Below are 20350 nucleotides of genomic sequence, written 5' to 3'. Positions count from 1 at the left end.
TTTTGCTTACGGAAAACAAGACATTTCGCACTCTGCTTTTCGCTTACGGGCTTGCTACGCTGGGTGACTGGTTCGATTTTATCGCGGTCGCCATCTTTCTCGGTTACGTCTGGCAGGTCGATCCGATGACGATGGCGCTTTTGCCGATCGCCTATGCCGCTCCGGGCATTTTGCTCGGGCAATTGGCAGGGGTGCTGGCTGATCGCGTCCACAAAGTCCGAATGATGATCGCGGCGAATTTGGTTCAGGCGAGCCTCACCCTGCTTTTGCTCGCCATGCCTGATCCGCTCTTGTTCCTGCTCGTCATCGCCCTGCGCTCCTGCGCTTCCGTCTTCAACGATCCGGCGCAGCAGACGTTGACGCGGCAGATCGTCGCCCCGGAACATCTCTTGCAGGCGACTTCGCTGAACGGAGCCATCTTCCAGGGCGGAAAACTGATCGGGCCGCTGATCGGCGGGATGGTCGCCGCCATGGTGACACCAGCGCTCTGCCTCATCATCAATGCGGTGAGCTATCTGCTCTCCACGCTCTTGCTTTTGACCATTCGCCACGTGGAGAAACAGCTTCCCCGTCCCGCTTCCAGAGAGAAAACAATTTCGCTTCGCCTCGCTTGGAAGGAAGGCTGGACTGTCTTTTTGCAAAATCGGGTGTTGCTGTTAAGCTCGCTCTTTTCCCTGCTGGCGATGATGGCGATTCAACTGGCCGACGCACAGTTTCCTGTCGTGTTCAGGGAAAAGGTTCCGGATCATCCGGAGATTGTCGGATACTGTGTCAGTGTCATCGGGCTTGGCGCCTTGCTCACCATTACCTGGCTGCATCGGCGAAAAACCATTCGCTCGTACGGATGGGTGCTTGGGGGAGGCGTGCTTTTGATCGGCACGTGCTTTGCCTGGATCGGTCTGTTCCAGCCGGGCGACGGCATCCACTGGCTGCTGGCGGCTTCGCTGCTCGCTGGCATCGGGACGGGGCTGACTTCGGTCGGCACCAACTACCTCGTACAAAAAGAAACGCCCCCACACGCACTCGGGCGAGTAAGGGGCATTATCGATTCGCTGTCCAGCGCGACCTTTATTGCAGCGCCTTTACTGGGCGGCGTCCTGATGACCTGGCTCGGACCGGCGCAGACCTTTTTGGCGGTCGGCTTGCTGGTCGCAGCCGTAGGTGGGGGAGTCATTTTCTTGCAGCGCTGGATTTGGGGCAAGCCCGACGCCGCGGTTGCCGCTACTGCTGCTTCGGAACAAGCCGGATGATCCGGTCATCCCCGTCTTGCGGCACGCCACGCTCATCGCGATTGTTGGTCAAAAGCTGACCGCACAAGTTGGCGATGAGCAACTGCCCTGCCCACGGTACATCGAGCTGATCTGCCGCCACTTCTGTCCGATACGGAAGCTCCGGCTGCACAGGCCGCCCCGGTGCGAATCAGGCAGCACTAAGATGAATGCTTTTTATTTGTAAAAAAAAATTGGTCCAACTGACCAATTTGTGAAAAAGTTATTCGATTACCACTTGCCGGCGTTCCTCGATTTGCCTGTGCAAAATGTACTTGCGCAAATTGTGGAAATGCCGGGCACTGATTGATTGGATTGTACAGCCGTAAAAGTAGTGCGGGCCTTCAATCCGTTCGTGGATGACGTTCAACTCTGTTTTCACGACGCCGTCCGGCCTGTTTCGTCCGTACAGCTCAAAGGAAAACACAATGCCCTGGTCGACCGGAACAGGCTTGTCAACCCGAAACGCCAATCCTCCGATACTCATGTTCACCAGATAGGCCATTTGACTGTAAACGGAAAAAAGTGAATCCGGCTCCTGGGTCGGATATTGCACCCAGCCTTTTACGTCCATATCGAAACGCGGATAACGCCTGCGCTGCTCACGGAACTCGCTGATCGTAGGCGAATGGAACAAAAACAGCCGATTTTTGTCCTTCGCCACCACGACAGCCTCAAAGTTGCTGATGGTTTCAAAATCACCGATTAACAGGCAAGGAATCTGATCTCCTACAGTCACTTCCAGTTGCTGGGGGAAGACGGCCTCGATCAAGTCTCCTTCTCCATATGTCACTTGGCCTTCCACCACTCGATTCCCTTTTCTAATTTGTATAATACTTTCCATCTACGTTCTCCACCACTTCGTACAATAATTTACTAGGTTTTCCGCCTTCTTTCCCTGGATGCTTTTCGCGGAAAATAAGGGTATAATGGGAACATTGACAGATAGGAGGTTACAAACCGATGACTCGTTATCAAATGGTAACACTGGCTTTGGCATTTTGCGTAACCGCCTGTCTCATCGGAGTTGGCATTTCCATCGGGGAAAAAAGCCCCCTTGGCATCCTTGGTTGTATCGTCGTTGCCTTCTCATTGATGGGATTTGGCTTTTCGTACAAGCGCAAGCATATGCGCTAACCTCTTCTCCGTTTATCGCCGTACAAGCAGGCTGTTTAAGTAAAACAGAACGGACGGCAAGCCTTTTGCCTGTTTCAACAGTTGTCTGGCAATCGTATAAATGCGTGGCTGGCTGCGGTTTACTTTGCGATCTGCCAGGTAAAATGCGACCAGCCCGTCAACGATCATACGGTGAAATGCAGGATTTGGCAAGCGTTTAACGCTTGCCTTTGCTTGTTTGATGAAAAATTGCAAGCGCTCCGTCGCCTCCTGCTCGGAATTGTAGTAGCTCACGAAGTTCAAATCCCCGCCCAGTCTGTCTTCCTCCAGGTCAATCAAGTAATCGAGCAATATATGTAATCCGCAAAGCCATGGAAAATACGCTTCGCTGACCGTGTCGATAGTCTGTTCGCTGACATGTTCCTCTGTCGCCAGGCAAAACAGGGCAAAAATCCCGATTGTCGAGCCTGTTACGGCTGCAAACTCCTGCCACTGCAAATAGTCGTAGCGCTCCTTGTACGCATCCCACCAGGCTAAAAGCTCGCCCTCGCGCAAATGCTGGGCGATGTGCTTGTACACTTGCAAATCGCTGTACAAACAGGAGAAGTGGAGCACCTGCGGCTGTATCTTGCTGTAAGCGGGCAGCTGTGCTGCATAGCGCTGACAGGTTTGCACCAAATCCGCCAAAAAGCCACCGTCATCCTTGTCCTCGCGGTAACGGTAGTAATCGCGTAGCGGCGCACCGGGTGTCAGCGCATCCTGCATCGAAAAATGCAGCTGCCGAAAATCCTGTGGGTCCAGTGAAGTGCTGCGATCACACAGATTGTCCAGATAGTCGCTGATCGTCTGGTAAGCCACGATCAAAGGTACGATCGTCTCCACGTGCGGGATGACCTGCGCGGCGTAGACGCATCCTCCCTGGCAATGAAATTTTTTGGAGTTCATGCTGTCCTGCGCCTGCTTCCTGAGTTCCGGGTTGGGAATCGCCTGGGCTTTTTTGTACCAGGCCGCAAACTCCCGCTCCAGAACAGGTTGAACATGACGATAGACCCGATATAGTAACTGCCAAGGACTGCGTAGTTCGCTCACATGCTTCCCTCCCAAAACAACAATAGAAATATCTTACCACATTTGCATGCGCACTCCAAAAGTCACCCGTGCAATACCCCAAGTCTTCTTTTGGCTTCCATATAGAGAACGTAGATGAACTTTTTCATGTGGATGCGCGTGGGAGGAAGCGACGCCGCCACCTGGTTTTCGAGCTCGCGCATGCGCTTGCGTACTTCGGCAAAATCAAAAAACAGAGCGGCGTAGCTTTCGAACTTCGGGTGGCCAAAATCGGTCAGCCCGAGAGAAGCGAGATGCGTCAAGGCTTGGTAGATGACCCGTCGCACGCGCTGCTCTGCCGCCTTGCTCTCTTTTTGGATCAAGACAGCCGTCTCCGTTCCCAGCTTGCGCTTGGCCACAGCGGCAAAAATGTCGCGCAGCGAAGGCAGCTTGGCTTCGGTGCCATTGTCCTTCTCCCAACGGTGCAAAAGCTCCATCATTGCAAGCAAGTCCTTGCTTCCTTTTTCGCTGATGACGCCTAGCTCTGTCAAAAGGAAGGTAGCCGAAGACAAAATGCTCTGCTCCGAATAGCCGTACCCGACAGGGCGGGGAGAAGGCGTTTCTGCCGTCAGCACACGCAAGGAGCGCTGGATGCCTTCGATTGATTGCTGCATCAGGATTCGCTCCCGCACTTTTTGCAAAACGCTGATGATCTCCCGCCGATTTACGGGCTTCGTCACGTAGTATTCAACCCCCAGCGAATACGCCTCTGCGATCAGCTCTTTCGCCTCGACCTGGGAAATCATGACGATTTTGCCCGTGTAGCGATTCAACTGCCGGATTGTCTCTATGCCATCCCGTTTCGGCATCAGCATGTCGATCAGCAAAATGTCCACCTGCTTCCAGTTCAAAAACTCATGGTCAACGAGAGAGCCGTCTTCCGCTTCCCCGCACACCTCCCCCAAATCGGCATCCTCAATGATTTGGGCGAGCATGAATCGCACAGCAGAATCGTCGTCCACGATGAAGTAGCGCATCCGTCCACCCCTTTTTCGAATCAAACTCGCGACTGGCAAAGCAGCGCAGTTGTTTTTCTGCAAATGGCCGATGATGCATCACGTGAAAGAGCGAAGTCGTTGCGAAACCGAATACACCGTACGAAAAAACAAAGCTGGCAAGATCAAGGCACGTGAATTTTTCGCAATAGAAAGACAATTCCCTCTTTGTCCTGTCTTCCCGAACAAGATACATGAGTGTATGCACTGTTTTCCTATTTTACTATATATTTTTGCAGGTTTTCGTAGTTTTTTCTAGTCGACCCTTTACAATGCAAAATGAACGTTATATACATAATTTTCTGACAAGGAGGAATTACTTTGAAGAAGAGCTCGTTTCTGATCTCGCTTACCTTGTTCCTCTCCATGACCTTGCTGACCGCATGCGGCAGCAGTCAGCAGCTCGTGATCGCTACCGGCGGCACAGGCGGCACGTACTATCCGCTCGGCGGGGGAATGGCCGACCACATTACGAAAAACGCCGGAGTGACCGCCACCGCCCAGGCAACGGGCGCTTCCGCTGAAAATATTCGGCTGCTTCGCGACAAAAAAGCAGATATTGCCTTTACACAAAATGATATTGCAGAATACGCTGCGGCTGGCACGAACATGTTCCAGCAGGATGGCAAAATTGATTCGTTCCAGGCTTTGGGCGCTCTCTACGACGAGACGATCCAGATTGTCGTCTCGGCTGACAGCAACATCAAGAGCGTAGCCGATTTGAAAGGAAAGCGCGTGTCTGTCGGTGCGCCCGGCAGCGGTACAGAGATCAACGCCCAGCAAATTTTGGAGGCGTATGGAATGACGTTCGACGATACGCAGTTGCAGCGCCTCTCGTTTGCCGACTCGGCCAAGGCGATCCAGGACGGAAAGCTCGACGCGGCGTTCCAGACTGCCGGTACGCCAACTGCCGCCATCACCGAGCTGGCTGCCACGACAGGCGTGAAAATCATCCCGATCGACAGCGACAAGATCGACGCGATTATCGCCAAATACCCTTACTACGTCAAAACAACCATCCCGGCGAATACGTACCAGACCGTTCCCGAGGAAGTCACGACCGTGTCCGTCAAATCCATGCTGCTGGTCCGCTCTGACCTCAGTGAAGACCTCGTGTACAAGGTGACAAAGGCGATTTTTGAAAACACCGACAAGCTCGGCCACGCCAAGGCCAAGGAGATCAAGCTCGACAGCGTGCTCAGCGGCGTCAGCATCCCGATCCATCCGGGCGCGAAAAAGTATTTTGACGAAAAAGGCGTGAAGTAACAGCGTATGACGGCAATCCGGTCTGCGGCTTATGGAGGGAGGCGGAATCTGTTCCGCCTTTTCTCCTTCCTGGCTTTGCTATTGCTCAGCAGTGTCGCTGTCATTCCGCTGTTTCCTGTATTGGTGGTGCGCGACAGCACGAGCAACGCGGTTCTCTTTAGCCACCGCATCGCACACGACGGCTCCTTTGGCATTCGCTGGACTCATTCTATCCATCGTTCGGACGTTGAAGAGCACTACCGTCTGGAAGCCGGGCAGATCGTCCTCACAAGGCTCCGCTTTCACGACTACGGCATCGGCATGGAAAACGAACTGGCCGCAGGCGAGGAGCTGGTGCTCGCAGACGGACAGTTCGAAGTGCGCAACATGCACCGCGTCTTCCCCGCGCTCCACCTGTTTATCGGACAGGTTCGGGCGAATCATACGTTGCTTTTCGCTGGACAAGAGCTGCCGCTTCGCACGATTGGCAAGCCCGGAGAGGCTGTCGTCATTCAGGCGGAAAAACGATCCATGTTAAGCGAGTTAGGAGGGTACGAATGAGTACGACGAACATCAACCAGCAAGAAGTGGAAAAACTCATCGCGCAATACGACAAGGAAGCCGCCACACGCCAGCTCGCCGGACCAATGAAATGGATCACCTTTTGCCTGTTGGTCCTCTTTTCCCTCTACCAGCTTGCAAGCACGCTTTTCCTCGTCCTCCCGCCGCAAATTCATCGGCCGATCCACCTGGCGTTCGGGCTTTGTCTCGTCTACCTGCTCTATTCGGGAACCGCCAAGGGCGGCAAAGGAAAAGTCGGGGTCATCAACATCATTCTCGCTCTTTTGGGTGTAGCCGTCACCATGTACTGGGTGATTGATTACGAAGGACTGGTCACGCGGACAGGCAACTACACGACACTGGACATGGCCGTAGGCGGTATCGCCATCCTGCTCGTGCTGGAAGCGGCGCGGCGCGTGGTCGGCATCCCGATCACCCTGATCGCGACCATTTTCCTTCTCTATACGTATCTCGGCCCGTACATGCCGGGCTTTTTGCAGCATCGCGGCAGTGATCTCGACCGGATTATCGGCCATAGCTACTACACCTTGGAAGGGGTTTTGGGCACGCCGCTCGCCGTTTCTTCCACGTTCATTTTCTTGTTCGTGCTTTTCGGCGCGTTTCTGGAAAAGACAGGGGTCGGCGAGTATTTCAACGATTTGTCGCTCGCCATTGCCGGCAGACGTATCGGCGGTCCGGCCAAGGTAGCGGTGTTTTCCAGCGCGCTGCAGGGCACGATCAGCGGCAGCTCCGTCGCCAATGTCGTCACCTCTGGTGCCTTCACGATCCCGATGATGAAGCGGCTTGGCTACCGTCCGGAATTTGCCGCAGCCGTTGAAGCGTCTTCCTCCACAGGCGGACAAATCATGCCGCCTGTCATGGGCGCCGCCGCCTTTCTGATGGCGGAATTTATCGGCGTGCCGTACCTGGAGATTGCCAAATCTGCCGCTTTGCCCGCCATCCTGTTTTTTGCAGGGATCTGGATCATGACGCACTTCGAGGCGAAGCGGCTTGGCCTGCGCGGACTCACACAAGAAGAGCTGCCAGACAAAAAGGCTGTGCTGCAAAAAATGTACCTGCTCCTGCCCATCGTCATTATCATCGCCGCCTTGATGATGAATATTTCCGCCGAAAATTCCGCCATCATCGGGATTGTCTCCACTGTCATAGTCGGCGCTTTTCGCAAAGAGACGCGCATGTCGGTTGCCGACATCCTCGAAGCGCTCGCCACTGGCGCCCGCGTCGCTCTCGGCGTCGTGGCGGCAACGGCTTGCGCCGGAATTATCGTCGGCACGATCACGCTCACAGGCATCGGGCTTAAACTGGCGAACGGCCTGATCGACCTGGCAGGCGGACAGCTTTTCCTCACGCTGTTTTTCACGATGATCGCTTCCTTGATTCTGGGCATGGGGACGCCGACTACCGCCAACTACATTATCACCTCAACCATTGCCGCTCCTGCGCTGATCCAGTTGGGTGTACCTGCAATCGCTGCCCATATGTTCACGTTTTACTTCGGGATCGTAGCTGACATTACGCCGCCTGTCGCACTGGCCGCCTTCGCCGCGTCAGGCATCGCCAAGTCCAAGCCGATTCTCACCGGAGTAGAGTCCACGCGACTCGCCATCGCCGCCTTCATGGCTCCCTATATTTTCGTCGTCTCGCCCGCGCTTTTGCTGATTGACACGACTTTTGCCGAGTCGCTCTGGGTGATGCTTACTTCTACCGTCGGCATGATCGGGGTCGGGGCAGGGCTGATCGGATACTGGATGGCAAATATGAATCTGCTGGAGCGGTTGCTCGCGGTCATAGGCGGAGTGCTTGCCGTCATCCCCGGCCTTGCGACAGACATCCCTGGCTTCCTCCTGCTCGGGCTCGGTTTTGGCTTTTCCTATTACAAAAGCCGCAGGTACAAGTCACTCCCTAGCCGGACAGCTTAAAAAAATCCCTCCCGCCGCGTCCCCTCTGCTTGCAGCAAGCAAAGGGCGCGGGGAAGGGATTTTTTATTTTTCCTCGCCGTGGCGAATGATTTTGGTCCAGCCGTCCACTTGCTCCACGCGGCGCTCCTTCATGAGCTTGCCAAGCGCGCGCTTGAAGCTGGACTTGCTCATCTGGAATTTTTCGCGGATAATATCGGCTTCCGTGCTGTCCGAGTAGGGCATCGACCCGCCGCGATCAATCAAATAGCGCAAGAGCTTGTCTGCATCCTCGCCGTACTGCACTTCCTTGCGCTCCCTCATCGAGCCGTTCAGTCGACCGTCTTCGCGCACGTAGCTGATGCGGCAGCGAATCGTCTGGCCCAGGCGCAGGCGGCCCACCATCTCGTCGCGGTGGATAAACAAAATATGGTCATCCTCGGTCAGCAAAAAGGCCCCTGCCGCAATGACCTTGTAGACGGTGCCTTCTACCTGCCTGTTCCGCATACTGCTGTCGGCGGGAACCGCGATTTTCGTCACTTCCGCTTCTGTCACAGGCTTGGCGAGCAACCGTCCGAGCTTGTCGCGCTTCAGCGTCACCAACAGTTGATCGCGCGGGCGCGGCCATTCATCTGCTAGCTTTGGCAGGTCGTCTACAAACAAAAGCAAATCTTTTTTGATCCCGTTGTCCAAAAACACGCCCATCCGCGGCGAAACATCCACGACCTCCAGCCAGCCGTACTCTCCCATGCTGACATATGGCATGTCCATCGTCGCTGCCAGCCGATTTTCGTGGTCATGGTACAAAAACACTTCTACTTCATCGCCTACATGCAGCCGCTCGTGCGCTTCCTTTTCATGCAAAAACACTTCATCGTTGCCCGCGCGCAAAAAATAGCCGATCTCCGTTTTGCGTGCGACTGTCATTGCAAGCGTCATGCCCGCTTGCAGGTTTCCCGTTGCAGCCAGTTGCGGCTCGCGTTTTTTCTTTTTGTGCATGTTTGTTTCTTCCTCACTCTCTTCCTGTATGCACACTAACTATACCCATCCCGGCTGGTAAAATACCACAACTTTTTTATTCAGACCGCCCTTTCAAAAAGGCAAGTCTTGTCTTTGCGAACATACATATGACAGTAAGACCCGGCTTGTACCCGGTTTCATTTTGCCAACAGACAGGAGTGACCTATGTCCATGCTCGTTCTCTTGGAACACATTTTCCTTGGAATCGTCCAGGGATTGACGGAGTTTTTGCCGATCTCCAGTACAGGCCATCTCGTCTTGTTCCGGAAGCTGTTCGGCATGCAGGAGGTCGGTCTGCTCTTCGACACGATGCTGCATTTCGGGACGCTGATCGCTGTCGTGATTGTATTTTGGCCGCAGATTCGCCACATCGTCCTGCACCCGTTTTCCCGGCTGACGAAGCTGCTCGTCGTCGGCACGATTCCTACGGCGTCGATTGGGCTTTTGTTCGAAGACTACTTCGAGGAGATTTCGCGCACCGGAATCACCATCGGCTGGGAGTTCCTCGCCACCGGGGCCATTTTATGGGCCGTTGAATCCATGCGGCGGGGCGAGCGCAAATTTGACGACATTCGCTACACGGATGCGCTCATCATCGGCACGCTGCAAGGGGCGGCGATCTTGCCCGCGATTTCCCGTTCCGGGCTGACGATTGCCGGAGCGCTCATGCGCGGAATCGACCGTGCCGACGCCGCCCGTTTTTCTTTTTTGATTTCCTTGCCTGCCATTCTGGGGGCATGCGTGCTGCAATCCGCCAAGCTGGCGGCCGCTCCGCTCGATACCGCGCTGCTGATCCCGATGCTCGTCGGGACGATGTGTGCCGGACTGGCCGGGTACATCGCCATTCGCTGGATGCTGAAAATTGTCAGCACAGGCTCGATGAAAGGCTTCGCTGTCTACGTCTGGGTATTGGGCGCTCTGATTCTCGCCCTGCAGTTTTTCGGCTGGTAGTCAGGGGAAACGTAGAATATGGAAAAAGCCGGCTGCGCCCAGGCCGGCTTTCATCTGCTTTCTTCCTTGTCAGGGTAACGGCTGGCGACCAGTTTGCCTACGAGCAAAACAATGCCGTAGAAGGCTGTTGCCAAGAGGGAAGTGGCCAGCCAGGTCGCTGTCCCCAGTGCGAGATAGAGCAGCGCATGAGCAATGAAAATGCCCAGCAGCCACATCAGGATGTTCATGCGATTGAAAAAGCTCATCAAGCGACGCAATTGCCTTGCACCTCCACCAATCCATCTACTACTTGTTATAGCCGATGGCGAGGTGTTTTATCCCGACTGCCTTTTGGCATCAGGAATCGAAGCTTTTCACGGCAAATCCGGCTCGCTCCAATATTTCCGCCAATACAGGCAACGGCGTGTTCGCCACTTCCCTGTACATTCTGGGGGTGTGGAGATGCACCGCGTGCGGGAAATCGTCGGACAAGCTCGCCCGCAGTTTTTTGCCGCTGTCATCTTCATCCGTAAACAGGTACACTTCTTCTGCCGATTCTGCTTGCGCCAAAAGCTGCTCCCCTTTTTCCTGGCTGTAGGTGCCATATGTGCAGTAGATGGCAACAGGCTCTGCCAGCACGCGGAGCAGTCGCTCCTTGTCTGTCTTCCCTTCCACGATGATGACACATCCTCCCATGCCATCCCCCTCCTTAATCCACAAGCCTTTTTTCTATAGTACATCTTACACTGCCACATAGACAGCCTCTTTCCGGGAAAAAGTGGGACGATTACTTCTGCCGCTGGCAAGGCATCGTAAGACAGAAACCAGATGATGAAGGAGGAAGCACCATGTCCAAATTCAAAAGCGCGAAAAACTTGAACCAGAAAGGTTTGGCTGTATCCGGGCTGACCAGCAGCACCGTTGCGGACGACACGCATACCGAAAACAACCAGGGCTCTTCTCGCCAACAGCAGCACAAAGAGCAAAACAACAGCACTCAAGGGTAATTTTTTCTCAGCGGCTTCTTTTCCGAAAAAGCGGACCAGTGGAACAGTTCTTCCTCAGCGGGCTGTTTCTCGCCGCGATGGATATGACAGGCTTGCCAACACCAATCCGCCTTTTGTGTAGACAGAAGGGATTGGTGTTTTCTGTTTTTTGTGAAAAAAGCATTGCATTCCCCTTTTTCGTGTCATATAATCTGACATAAATAAAATAAATGTCAGAATACCTGACATAAAAGGAGTGGAACGAATGGAACCGACTCTCACTGAACTGTTGTCCGCCATTGATGCCACATGGGTTATGGTCTCGGCCATCCTGGTCATTCTCATGCAAGTAGGGTTTGCCTTGCTTGAGGCCGGATCGACCCGGATGAAAAACGCCGGCCACGTCGCAGGCAAGACCGTCCTCACCTTCGGCATTTGCTCCATCGCCTTTTGGGCGTTTGGCTTCGGTCTGACTTTTGGTGACGGCAACTCCTTCATCGGCTTATCCGGATTTTTCTTCGACGGCTTGCAAAAGGACGCTTTCTCCGCCTTTTCAGCCGCGACCGTTCCGATCTCGATTCTCTTCCTCTTCCAGCTCGCATTCGCGGCGGTTTCGCTGGCAATCGCCTGGGGCGGTTTTGCCGAGCGAGCCAAGCTGTCCGTTTACTTTATTTTCAGCGTATTGTTCACTGTCCTCATCTACCCTGTCGTCGGCCACTGGGTCTGGGGCGGAGGCTGGCTCGCCCAGCTCGGCATGCAAGACTTCGCCGGCTCCACGGTTGTCCATCTGCAAGGCGCTATCGTCGCACTCGTCGCTACTGTTCTGTTGAAGCCGCGCATCGGCAAATACAACCGTGACGGCAGCTCCAACCTGATCCCCGGTCACAACCAGGTGTACTCCGTGCTCGGCGTGCTGTTTCTGTGGATCGGCTGGTTCGGCTTCAACGCAGGCTCCACCCTTGGCAGCACCTCCGGCTTTTTCGGCTATGTCGCGGTTACGACCAACCTCGCTACAGCAGCAGGCGCTGTCGCCGCCCTCGCCATTTCCTGGATCGTCATGGGCAAAGCGGACATCCCGAGCATGCTGAACGGCGTCCTGGCCGCTCTCGTCGCCATCACTGCTTCGTGCGCATTCGTCGAGCCGTGGGCAGCTGTCGTAATCGGCGCTGTGTCAGGTATTCTTACATTTTATACCTCCATCTGGTTTGATCGCATGGGAATTGATGATCCGGTCTTCGCTTTTTCCGTTCACGGTGTGGCCGGAATCTGGGGCACGCTGTCCACTGGCCTGTTCGCTACGCCTGAACTTGCGGAAAAAGTCGGGGTAGGCGGTGCCGGACTGTTTTACGGCGGCGGGCTGCACCAGCTCGGTGTACAGGCGCTTGGCCTGGCAGGCTCCATGGCTTATGTGTTTGTTGTAGCGTACATCGTTTTGTCCATTCTGAAAGCGACAATCGGACTTCGCGTCACTGAAGAAGAAGAGGTGGTTGGCCTTGACCTTAGCGAACATGGAGGATACGGTTATCCGGAACTACTGCAACCTGAGCCCATTCGCCCCGCTGCGTCCAAGCAAAGCAGCACCTCTCACACTCTCGCCTGAGCAGGTAGCGCGCATCCAGCAGGCGGAATCGTTCGCGGAGCTTGCGCAGCTTCGCCAGGAATTGCTCGACCCGGATCCCTTGCGCGAATTGAACCGCGCAGGGGAGATGGCCCCTTTTTCCATCGTAGTAAACCTGATTCACGACAACCTGATCCGCCAGGGCGTTCTGCTTGCCGTAGACGCTCTGGCTAAAAGAGGGGTAGGCGAGCCGCCCGTCCCGTTTGCCTTTTTGCAATTCGGCAGCGGCGGACGCTTTGAGCAGGCCATTATCAGCGACCAGGACAACGGGCTTGTCTATTCGATCCCCGAGCACCTCAGCGAAAGCGAGCAGGAACGGGTTCACGGCTATTTTCAACTGCTGGCTGCGACCATCGTTTCCGGTCTGGAGGAAGTTGGCTATCCGCCTTGCCAGGGCAATGTCACCTGCCTCTCTCCGAAGTGGCGCGGCAGCGTCGATCAATGGATCGACCAGTTGGACAGATGGATTTCTCACCCGGTCTGGGAAAACGCCCGCTATTTGCTTTTGGCAAGCGACGTGCGCGTCCTGTACGGGGAATCGGCCATTTTCGCTCCTGTGCTCGACCGCTTTCGGCAGCTTTTGGCCGGGAATACGTTTTTGCTCGATCGGCTGGTCAGCAACACTTTGCATTACCGCGTGCCGCTCGGCCTGTTCGGAAGAGTGCTGCCCGAAGTCACCGGGCGGTTTCGCGGAGCCATCAACATCAAGTACGGCGTCTATTTGCCGATCGTCAACTGCGTGCGGCATTTCGCCCTGGCGCACGGCATCTTCGTCAACTCCACGCTTGAGCGGCTCGGTGAGCTGGCGGAAAAAGGCGTGTGGAGCAAAAGCTTTTGCGACGAAATAGCCGCGCATTTTCGGCTGATCCAAGGGCTGCGCCTGACCGCCCTGCTTCACTGGGAGGACGGACATTACACGAGCAACAGTTACATCAAGCTCAACAAGCTCTCGCCTGATTCCATCACACAGGTGCGCGAAGCGATGAAGCTCGCAATCCGCCTGCAAAAAATGACGGCGAAGCTCCCGTCTACCTTCAGGGGATAGGAGGAGACGCGTTTGGCAAAATGGGACTTCATCGGCCGCTTGTGGAACATGAACCGCGGCGACTGGAAGTGGGGGCTTGGCGACGCCGACAAACAGCACCAGGCTTATCTTCGCTCCATCTCCAAGGAAGCAAGGCCCGTTGATTCCAGCGAAAACATACCGCTTGCCGATCTGGAGGTCGTCGTCGTCGATCTGGAGACGACCGGCTTTTACCCCGATCACGGAGACGCGATCATCTCTATCGGCGCGGTGGCGATGCGCGGGGAAAAGCTGCTGCTCGAAGATTCGTTTTACACGCTGGTCAATCCGGGGCGCACGATCCCGCCCCACGTCCGCTCACTGACCGGGATTACCGACGAGATGACGGCGGACGCGCCTGATCTGCCGGAAGCTCTCTCGCAGTTTTTCCGATTCGCGGGGGATCGTCCACTCGTCGCCCACCACTCCCGGCATGAACGCGAATTTTTTCGCTCGGCCCTCTGGAAAACAAGCCGACGACCGCTGACCCACCGGATACTCGACACGATGCTCTTGATTCGACTGTTGAGCAACCCGGTCGGCAACGGCTCGCTGGACGTCCTCTGCGCCCAGCACAACATCCCGATCTCCCGCAGGCACCACGCCTACTGTGACGCGGTGGCGGCCGGGACGCTGTGGTCGAAGTATTTGAAAAAAGCGCAGCAGGCCGGATATACCAATCTGCGGGAGGTGTACGAGGCGCTGCGGTAGAACAGGCGAGGAATCGCTTGGGGAGCGTGAAACTTCCCCTTTGCAAACGAACAAAAGCCGACAATCCACGCTGTTACGCGGATTGTCGGCTTTGTTTTTGGGAAAACGGCTTGTCTGCTTGCGGCTTGCAAAACGGTCATGTTTTTTACGAAGCCGGCGCATTGGCCGCATCGATCTCGACGGCTTTGGTCATGGCAAGCAATGCTTCGTAGGTGACAGGCAAAATCGATTCGGCAACGCCCGCAGCCGTATGGACGACAGGAAAGCGCCGCAGGGAAGTGTCGACGTAGACGGGAACTTCCTCCTGCAACGCAAACGGACAGACAGCGCCTACGCGATAGCCTGTCACCTTTTCCACTTCTTCGGGGGAAGCCATCTTTGCCTTGCCCGAGCCCAAAGCAGCCTTGACCTGTTTGGGATGAATCTTGACATCTCCCGCTGCAACAAACAGCGCGAACTGGTCGCCCGCCCGAAACAGAATCGACTTGGCGATTTGTCCCACCTCGCAGCCCAGCGCTTCGGCGGCTGCCTCAGATGTCGGAAGCGGCTGCTCGAACAAAATCGGCTCGATTGCAGGATCGTACTGCTGCACAAAAGCCTTCACTTTTTCTACAGGACTCATCACGGTCATCCTTCGCACCTCCACTAGCCAGTTGCCAAGTCCCTACTCCAGAAGAAACACCTCGTCGCCCTGCGACACCGTACCTGTCGTCACCACAGAGGCGTACACGCCAAAGCGGTTTTCATGGCGCTTCACACATGCTTTCAGCACGGCCGCGTTCATTTGCAGCGTATCCGGATCGACATTGACGTACATGCAACGCTCGCAATGCTTGTTGACCTGCAGCGTCACGTCGTTGATTTGCAGCTTTTTTCCCAGCCATTTGTCTTCTGCAAACGGTTCGTCGTCTTCCAGCACGACGATGAGGTTTCCGCGAAAACGTCTCGGGTCAATCCAGTCGCTGCCGATCACCCGGGCCAGCTCGCGCAGGGAGGCATCCGTCACCAGCAGAATGTGATCCTCCCAGTTTTTCCCTCCCTCTGTCGGGAGACTGCGCATCGGTGTCACTCTTCTTTTCGCTGTCTGTGCGACATGGGCGAACAACGACTCTCCCCACGTATGTACGCTGCCGTCACGCGCTTCGATCTCAACCTCGGGGTATGCATCTTCGCCCGTCTTTTCTCCCAGGCGGGCATGGTAGCCGAGCAGCGCCGGAACGACATCTGCACTCAAATATTTGCCGCCGCGAGAGTCGTCCAGAAAGTAATAAGCCCGATCGCCGTACAGGCCGAAAGCGTCGACCTCGGACGTCACCAACTGCTCCCCCTGCATCGCTTTTACCGGATGACGGAAAATGCTTTGCAATGTTCCTATCTTTTTCACGGGAACCCTCCCCCTCTCGTCTCTATCCTTTTATAAACGAATTGCGCACCCTGCTCCAGAACGTCAGCCGCTTGTAGCGGGCGAATTTGACCTTGCCTTGCCCGACGCGGCACGTAATGGAACGTACGCCCCTCCACACCGCCTGTTCGCGGTCGAGGCCGATCATGATCTCCGGGTTCATGACGATCAGCTCGACTTCGTGATGCTTGGGCAAAACGAGCGAGCTGTTGATCGTCCGGTACGCCTGGTTGTTGATGGAGGCGATTTCGGACAGTTGGATCGCCTCGATGGACGGATGCACGATGGCTCCATCCACGGCTTTGTTGTAGGCTGTGCTCCCCGATGGCGAGGAAACGATCAGCCCGTCGCCGCGAAACGTCTCCAGCTCGTCCCCGTTTATGTAGACGCAAGCAACCAGTGTCGAGAGGGATGCGTTGCGCAGGACCAATTCGTTCAACGCCCATTTTTCGTGTTGCTGGCCATCTGTTGTATCAATGCGGCACTGGACCGTCGGATACTCGACGATCGCCGGTTCGGCGTGCAGCAGCCGGTCGACGAACTCATCCAGCTCCTCCGGCCGCCAGTCGGCGTAAAAACCAAGGTGGCCCGTATGAATCCCGACATAGGCAGGTTCCATTCCGTATTGATGCACCGCCTCCAGCAGCGTCCCGTCCCCTCCGATGGAGAGCACCATGTCAGGCTTGGCCTCTGTTCCGTTCACAAACGTGTACGGACTGCCTGCCTCGCGCAGCTTTTCCTTCAACAGTTGTTCTACTTCCCGTGTATAATCGTCATTTCGCAGTACAGTCGCAATCTTCATGCTGGTCTGCCCTCACTTTTATCCTTCGAAGCGGTCAAGCACGCTCGTTGTTGTTGATCTCACTATAACACATGGGAGAAGCGGTTGCATGAAAACGGCAGAGGTGTGCCAAATGAAGGACGCCTTTTTGTTCGTCAGCCACGATGAGGCGCACTCCGAGAGTCAGCGGCTTGCGGATTTTCCAATACCATTTCGCTATCGCATGATACAACGCCATGTGGTCGCCTCCTGTTTCCTGACTGGACGTCGGTTTGCACGGGTGGTCGGTCGTTTTGCTGTTAGGGAAATATTACCTGACGGATAGTGGAAAAACAAATCTTTGTGAGAAAGGAAAAAAATGAAAAGCCCTTCCTCGCTGGCTTTCAGCGAAGCAAAGTGCAACAAAAAAAGCAGGCCTGCCCAAGGCCCACTTTTCACCCGAAACGACTTTCCAGTTCTTTGACGATTGCTTCGGCCTTGCGAATCCAGCGGGGGTCGATCTCGGCGTCTTTGTCGAGCGGTTCCTGGAACTGGTTCATCACGGCTGAAGCGACGGGGGCGTAGTAGCCGATCTCTTCCTCTACGCCTGTGTTGTAGACGTGGCGCAAAACAAACGGTTCGCCCAGCTCCAGCCAGGCATCGGGGCTGTCCAGCTCGCCCTGCAAAACTTTTACCGGGATGCGCAGGTACACCGTGTTTTTGTCGTCAAGGCTGCGGTCGAAATAGCCGTGCTCGTAATCCCAGTTAGCCAATGTAAAATGCGGCTCAAGCGATTCGCGAAAATACCCGAATGTCGCCTTCGTCCCTGGTAAGCTGCTTTGGATTTTCTTCATTTGTATCCCTGCCTTCGTTACATGCTACTGGTAGTGTGCGCCGAAACAGCAGGTTGTACTCACAGGCGAGGGCAGGCAAAACGAGCAACAAGCCTCGCTGCCGGAACTGCAGTTGGCAAGAGGCTTGATCGCTCGATACTTTCACGTTTTAGAGCAGTGCGATCGTCAAAAGCGTAAACAAGGCGAGTGGGATGATTTTTTTGCCTCTTCGGCACGGACGGCGGCGTTTTTTCCTTGGGACGACGACTGCAGCCGGAGGTGGCGGCGGCGGTGGTGGAAACGGGTAAAACGACTGCGGCGGGTAGGGCGGGAACGGTGGGAACGGCGCCATGTACGGATTGAATCCGGAATACGGGCTGACGAAAGGAGCGCCCTCGCCATACGGACTCACCTGGCCATACGGAAAGCTGGGACTGCCAAACGGACTCACTTGCCCATGCGGCTGACCCGGACTCCCAAACGGGCTCACCTGCCCATACGGCACACCTGGGCTGCCAAACGGACTCACCTGCCCATACGGCACACCTGGGCTGCCAAACGGACTCATTTGCCCGTACGGCTGGCCTGGGCTGCCAAACGGGCTTACCTGCCCATAGGGATGTGTCGGACTGCCGAATGGGCTGATCGGAGCGTATGGATAGCAATCTTCCGCGTAAGGGCTGACTTGACCGGCAGGAGGCCGATTGGGCTGGCTGCTGCTGCCAAGCGGACTGACATCGCCAAACGCCTGATACCCGCCATACGGATAGCCATAGGGAGTCCAATTCGGGTACCCGTCCCAGTCTCCATGCGATTTGCGGCTGGCTACCTCTTCGATCTCGTATGCCGTCTTCCTCTGCATCGGGATCGTCCACTTCCACGTATACGTTCTGATCGTCAATATCCACGATCACCCCTTCAAAAACCTGGCCGTCAATCGCTTCGATGCGCACCTTTTTTTCGATGTGTTCCTTGCATATGTTTTGCACATTTTCACGCATATCTTTTATCAAGCTGACCGTCTGGACGTCAGCCTGGTACAGCTTTTTCTCAGACTGCATGGAAACTCCTCCCCTTCTGGTGTTTCTTTATTACCATATACAGGTGCCCATGGGGAGGTGTACCGGTTTGCAGTCCGGACTAGCCCATTTTGTGCTGCGCTTGGTCTGTTTCCGCGAGAAAACGGGAAGGCAAAAACGGTGTCAGGCGCTCCGTCTCGCCTTTTTCCAGGTAGTCCGCCATCCATTTCGCTGTTACCGGGGACAGCAGGATGCCGTTGCGGAAATGCCCGCCGGCAATGGAAAGCCCGTCCCAACCGGGCACAGGACCAAGCAGCGGCTTGCCATCTGCCGTAGCGGGCCGCAGTCCGCCCCACGCCTCCAGAAAAGCGGCACTGTGCAAGGCTGGCACATACGGCATGACGCCGTTCAGGACGCTGGCCAAGCCAGCCAATGTGACCTCGCGCTGAAAGCCGCTTTCGTCTTCGGTCGCGCCGATGACGATTTTGCCGTCCTTTTTCGGGGTGATGTAGCCCGATGTGCCAAAAATGACGGTGCGCAGCGGGATGCCTGCGGAGGAAACGGCCGCGATCTGGCCGCGAACCGGGCGAACGGGAACCGATACGCCGAGCATTTCCAGCATGATGCCCGCCCACGCGCCTGACGTGATGATCGTTTGCGTTGCCCGCAGCGGCCCAAGCGAGCTCTCCACGCCGACTACCCGGCCGCCTTTTACCGCTATGCCGCTCACGACACAGCCTGCGTGCAGCACGACGCCTTGCAGCCGACACGCTGTCACAAGCGCGCGCAGCAGCATGCGGTTGTTGATATGACCTTCATACGGAGAGTAAATGGCTGCCTGCGCCTGTTCGGTCAAAAGCGGCTCCACCTCAGCCAGTTGCTGGCGTTCCGTCAAAAAGTGAACGCTGTACCCCGCTTCTTTTTGCCAAAGGTACTTCGCCAAAAGCTGTTCCTGCTCGTCATCGTTGAGCGCAACCGTGAGCAGCCCTTCCAGGCTGAGCTGGACGTCCCCTCCGGTAAACTCCTCCAGTTCGGCTGCCCACTGTGGATAACAGGCCAGGGACGTCATGCCCAGATCGAGCATCGGGCCTGGGGCTGCAAACTCCTTCAAGGGCGCAAGCATCCCCGCCGCAGCAGAAGACGCCTGACCGCCCCATTCGTCCTGCTCGACCAGCGTTACGCTCATCCCTCTTCGTGACAGCTCATAAGCCAGACTTAATCCGATAATTCCTCCACCCACTACGAGACAATCGCTCAATTTGTTTCTCTCCTCGCTGTTGTAATCTCTGCGGGGCCATTTCCTAAAGCAAAAAGAAAAAGCCCTCCCTTTCCTTCGCAGGAAAAGGCGGGCTTCATACGCATGTAAACCAAGAATAAAGCGCTGTTTGCCGGCAACCGTATCCCTGCGCCGGCATGATCCGGATCAGGTGCAATGGGTCGACGGTCGTTCGCTTCCGTCCTCTCAGCCCCGCATGAAGGACTCCCCGAGTTGCTTGATCTTTTATTTTCGTTCACCCACCAAGTATAGTCCTCTTGGCTGTGATCTGACAAGATGCTCTCTCTTCATCCTGCTCCCTAGTCTTCGTCTTTTACATCGTAGCTTTCCGGAATCGTCTCGTGACGCTCCGCTTCCTCGAACTCGCGAAGCTTGCGTATTTCCTCCAGATGGTGGTTGAACTGCTCCTTGTTGATGATATACTCATTTCCGTCGTGGAGAGCGCGGATTTTGCCCTGATGAATTTTTTCCAAAATAAACGTTTCAGGAAGCTCCAAATACGCCGCCGTCTCCTCCACAGTCAA

General features: G+C 55.6%; 25 protein-coding genes and 1 riboswitch. Of the genes, 10 read left to right on the top strand and 15 right to left on the bottom strand.

The window, feature by feature from the left end:
• The first annotated feature begins 2 nt into the window (after nt 1-2).
• Nucleotides 3-1250: an MFS transporter gene (locus EDM57_RS03090; RefSeq protein ID WP_122903302.1), complete on the top strand. Its 1248-nt coding sequence runs from the start codon at nt 3-5 to the stop codon at nt 1248-1250.
• On the opposite strand, the gene EDM57_RS03085 is transcribed toward EDM57_RS03090, so the two are convergent.
• Nucleotides 1222-1401 carry a hypothetical protein gene (locus tag EDM57_RS03085; RefSeq protein WP_246005726.1) on the bottom strand — a complete coding sequence of 60 codons (180 nt, stop codon included), beginning with the start codon at nt 1399-1401 and terminating at the stop codon, nt 1222-1224. The two genes, EDM57_RS03090 and EDM57_RS03085, sit on opposite strands and share 29 nt — an antisense overlap.
• Before the next feature lie 90 nt (nt 1402-1491).
• Nucleotides 1492-2112: a PilZ domain-containing protein gene (locus tag EDM57_RS03080; protein WP_122903301.1), complete on the bottom strand. Its 621-nt coding sequence runs from the start codon at nt 2110-2112 to the stop codon at nt 1492-1494.
• 119 nt (nt 2113-2231) lie between these two features.
• Between EDM57_RS03080 and EDM57_RS23080 the strand changes: the two genes are divergently transcribed.
• Entirely contained in the window at nt 2232-2405 is a 174-nt protein-coding gene (locus EDM57_RS23080; RefSeq protein ID WP_170163359.1) for a DUF5325 family protein, read from the top strand.
• Nucleotides 2406-2417: 12 nt separating this feature from the next.
• On the opposite strand, the gene EDM57_RS03075 is transcribed toward EDM57_RS23080, so the two are convergent.
• Nucleotides 2418-3473: a tetraprenyl-beta-curcumene synthase family protein gene (locus EDM57_RS03075; protein WP_122903300.1), complete on the bottom strand. Its 1056-nt coding sequence runs from the start codon at nt 3471-3473 to the stop codon at nt 2418-2420.
• A 62-nt stretch (nt 3474-3535) separates the two neighbouring features.
• Nucleotides 3536-4468, bottom strand: coding sequence for a response regulator (locus EDM57_RS03070; protein WP_122903299.1), 933 nt, complete (start codon nt 4466-4468; stop codon nt 3536-3538).
• Nucleotides 4469-4807: 339 nt separating this feature from the next.
• Between EDM57_RS03070 and EDM57_RS03065 the strand changes: the two genes are divergently transcribed.
• From EDM57_RS03065 to EDM57_RS03055, 3 genes are read left to right on the top strand one after another with little or no spacing between them, the layout of a single operon-like run.
• On the top strand, nt 4808-5752 hold the full coding sequence (locus tag EDM57_RS03065) for a TAXI family TRAP transporter solute-binding subunit (protein ID WP_122903298.1): 945 nt from the start codon (nt 4808-4810) through the stop codon (nt 5750-5752).
• 6 nt (nt 5753-5758) lie between these two features.
• Nucleotides 5759-6292, top strand: a complete 534-nt coding sequence (locus tag EDM57_RS03060) for a DUF1850 domain-containing protein (protein WP_122903297.1) — start codon at nt 5759-5761, stop codon at nt 6290-6292.
• Nucleotides 6289-8232, top strand: coding sequence for a TRAP transporter permease (locus EDM57_RS03055; protein WP_122903296.1), 1944 nt, complete (start codon nt 6289-6291; stop codon nt 8230-8232). Before EDM57_RS03060 ends, EDM57_RS03055 begins: the two co-directional genes overlap by 4 nt.
• A 63-nt stretch (nt 8233-8295) precedes the next feature.
• Here the strand turns inward: EDM57_RS03055 and EDM57_RS03050 are convergent, their stop codons facing one another.
• On the bottom strand, nt 8296-9207 hold the full coding sequence (locus tag EDM57_RS03050) for a CvfB family protein (RefSeq protein WP_122903295.1): 912 nt from the start codon (nt 9205-9207) through the stop codon (nt 8296-8298).
• Between the two features lie 192 nt (nt 9208-9399).
• Here EDM57_RS03050 and EDM57_RS03045 point away from each other — a divergent pair, with 192 nt between their 5' ends.
• Nucleotides 9400-10179 carry an undecaprenyl-diphosphate phosphatase gene (locus EDM57_RS03045; RefSeq protein ID WP_211338208.1) on the top strand — a complete coding sequence of 260 codons (780 nt, stop codon included), beginning with the start codon at nt 9400-9402 and terminating at the stop codon, nt 10177-10179.
• A 50-nt stretch (nt 10180-10229) separates the two neighbouring features.
• On the opposite strand, the gene EDM57_RS03040 is transcribed toward EDM57_RS03045, so the two are convergent.
• On the bottom strand, nt 10230-10436 hold the full coding sequence (locus EDM57_RS03040) for a hypothetical protein (protein WP_122903293.1): 207 nt from the start codon (nt 10434-10436) through the stop codon (nt 10230-10232).
• Between the two features lie 79 nt (nt 10437-10515).
• Nucleotides 10516-10854 carry a toprim domain-containing protein gene (locus EDM57_RS03035; protein WP_122903292.1) on the bottom strand — a complete coding sequence of 113 codons (339 nt, stop codon included), beginning with the start codon at nt 10852-10854 and terminating at the stop codon, nt 10516-10518.
• A 152-nt stretch (nt 10855-11006) separates the two neighbouring features.
• Between EDM57_RS03035 and EDM57_RS23075 the strand changes: the two genes are divergently transcribed.
• The 4 genes from EDM57_RS23075 (at nt 11007) to EDM57_RS03020 (ending at nt 14536) form a co-directional block, all read left to right on the top strand.
• Complete coding sequence (locus tag EDM57_RS23075; RefSeq protein WP_170163358.1) at nt 11007-11165, top strand: hypothetical protein; 159 nt, start codon at nt 11007-11009, stop codon at nt 11163-11165.
• A 244-nt stretch (nt 11166-11409) separates the two neighbouring features.
• A complete protein-coding gene (locus EDM57_RS03030; RefSeq protein WP_122903291.1) occupies nt 11410-12744 on the top strand; it encodes an ammonium transporter in 1335 nt (444 codons plus the stop codon).
• On the top strand, nt 12638-13807 hold the full coding sequence (locus EDM57_RS03025) for a DUF294 nucleotidyltransferase-like domain-containing protein (protein ID WP_246005725.1): 1170 nt from the start codon (nt 12638-12640) through the stop codon (nt 13805-13807). Before EDM57_RS03030 ends, EDM57_RS03025 begins: the two co-directional genes overlap by 107 nt.
• A gap of 12 nt (nt 13808-13819) precedes the next feature.
• Nucleotides 13820-14536 (top strand): exonuclease domain-containing protein, encoded by a 717-nt coding sequence (locus tag EDM57_RS03020; RefSeq protein ID WP_122903290.1) that lies wholly within the window; start codon nt 13820-13822, stop codon nt 14534-14536.
• Nucleotides 14537-14681: 145 nt separating this feature from the next.
• Here EDM57_RS03020 and EDM57_RS03015 read toward each other — a convergent pair whose 3' ends face one another.
• From EDM57_RS03015 to EDM57_RS23955, 8 genes are all read right to left on the bottom strand, one after another.
• Nucleotides 14682-15167, bottom strand: coding sequence for a YbaK/EbsC family protein (locus EDM57_RS03015; RefSeq protein ID WP_122903289.1), 486 nt, complete (start codon nt 15165-15167; stop codon nt 14682-14684).
• Between the two features lie 33 nt (nt 15168-15200).
• Nucleotides 15201-15920, bottom strand: coding sequence for an MOSC domain-containing protein (locus EDM57_RS03010; RefSeq protein ID WP_122903288.1), 720 nt, complete (start codon nt 15918-15920; stop codon nt 15201-15203).
• A 22-nt stretch (nt 15921-15942) separates the two neighbouring features.
• Nucleotides 15943-16740, bottom strand: a complete 798-nt coding sequence (locus EDM57_RS03005; protein WP_122903287.1) for an NAD kinase — start codon at nt 16738-16740, stop codon at nt 15943-15945.
• Between the two features lie 34 nt (nt 16741-16774).
• Nucleotides 16775-16957 (bottom strand): hypothetical protein, encoded by a 183-nt coding sequence (locus tag EDM57_RS23645; protein WP_246005724.1) that lies wholly within the window; start codon nt 16955-16957, stop codon nt 16775-16777.
• Nucleotides 16958-17153: 196 nt separating this feature from the next.
• A complete protein-coding gene (locus tag EDM57_RS02995) occupies nt 17154-17552 on the bottom strand; it encodes a YugN family protein (protein WP_122903286.1) in 399 nt (132 codons plus the stop codon).
• A gap of 148 nt (nt 17553-17700) precedes the next feature.
• Nucleotides 17701-18432, bottom strand: a complete 732-nt coding sequence (locus EDM57_RS02990; protein ID WP_246005723.1) for a hypothetical protein — start codon at nt 18430-18432, stop codon at nt 17701-17703.
• Nucleotides 18433-18671: 239 nt separating this feature from the next.
• Nucleotides 18672-19808, bottom strand: a complete 1137-nt coding sequence (thiO, locus tag EDM57_RS02985; protein ID WP_122903285.1) for a glycine oxidase ThiO — start codon at nt 19806-19808, stop codon at nt 18672-18674.
• A gap of 122 nt (nt 19809-19930) precedes the next feature.
• Nucleotides 19931-20047, bottom strand: a riboswitch (TPP riboswitch).
• A 78-nt stretch (nt 20048-20125) separates the two neighbouring features.
• Nucleotides 20126-20344, bottom strand: coding sequence for an excisionase family DNA-binding protein (locus EDM57_RS23955; protein WP_342771456.1), 219 nt, complete (start codon nt 20342-20344; stop codon nt 20126-20128).
• Nucleotides 20345-20350: the final 6 nt, after the last annotated feature.

It is taken from the genome of Brevibacillus gelatini, assembly GCF_003710935.1.
Lineage (GTDB): Bacteria > Bacillota > Bacilli > Brevibacillales > Brevibacillaceae > Brevibacillus > Brevibacillus gelatini.
This window is presented reverse-complemented; position numbering and strand designations above follow the sequence as displayed.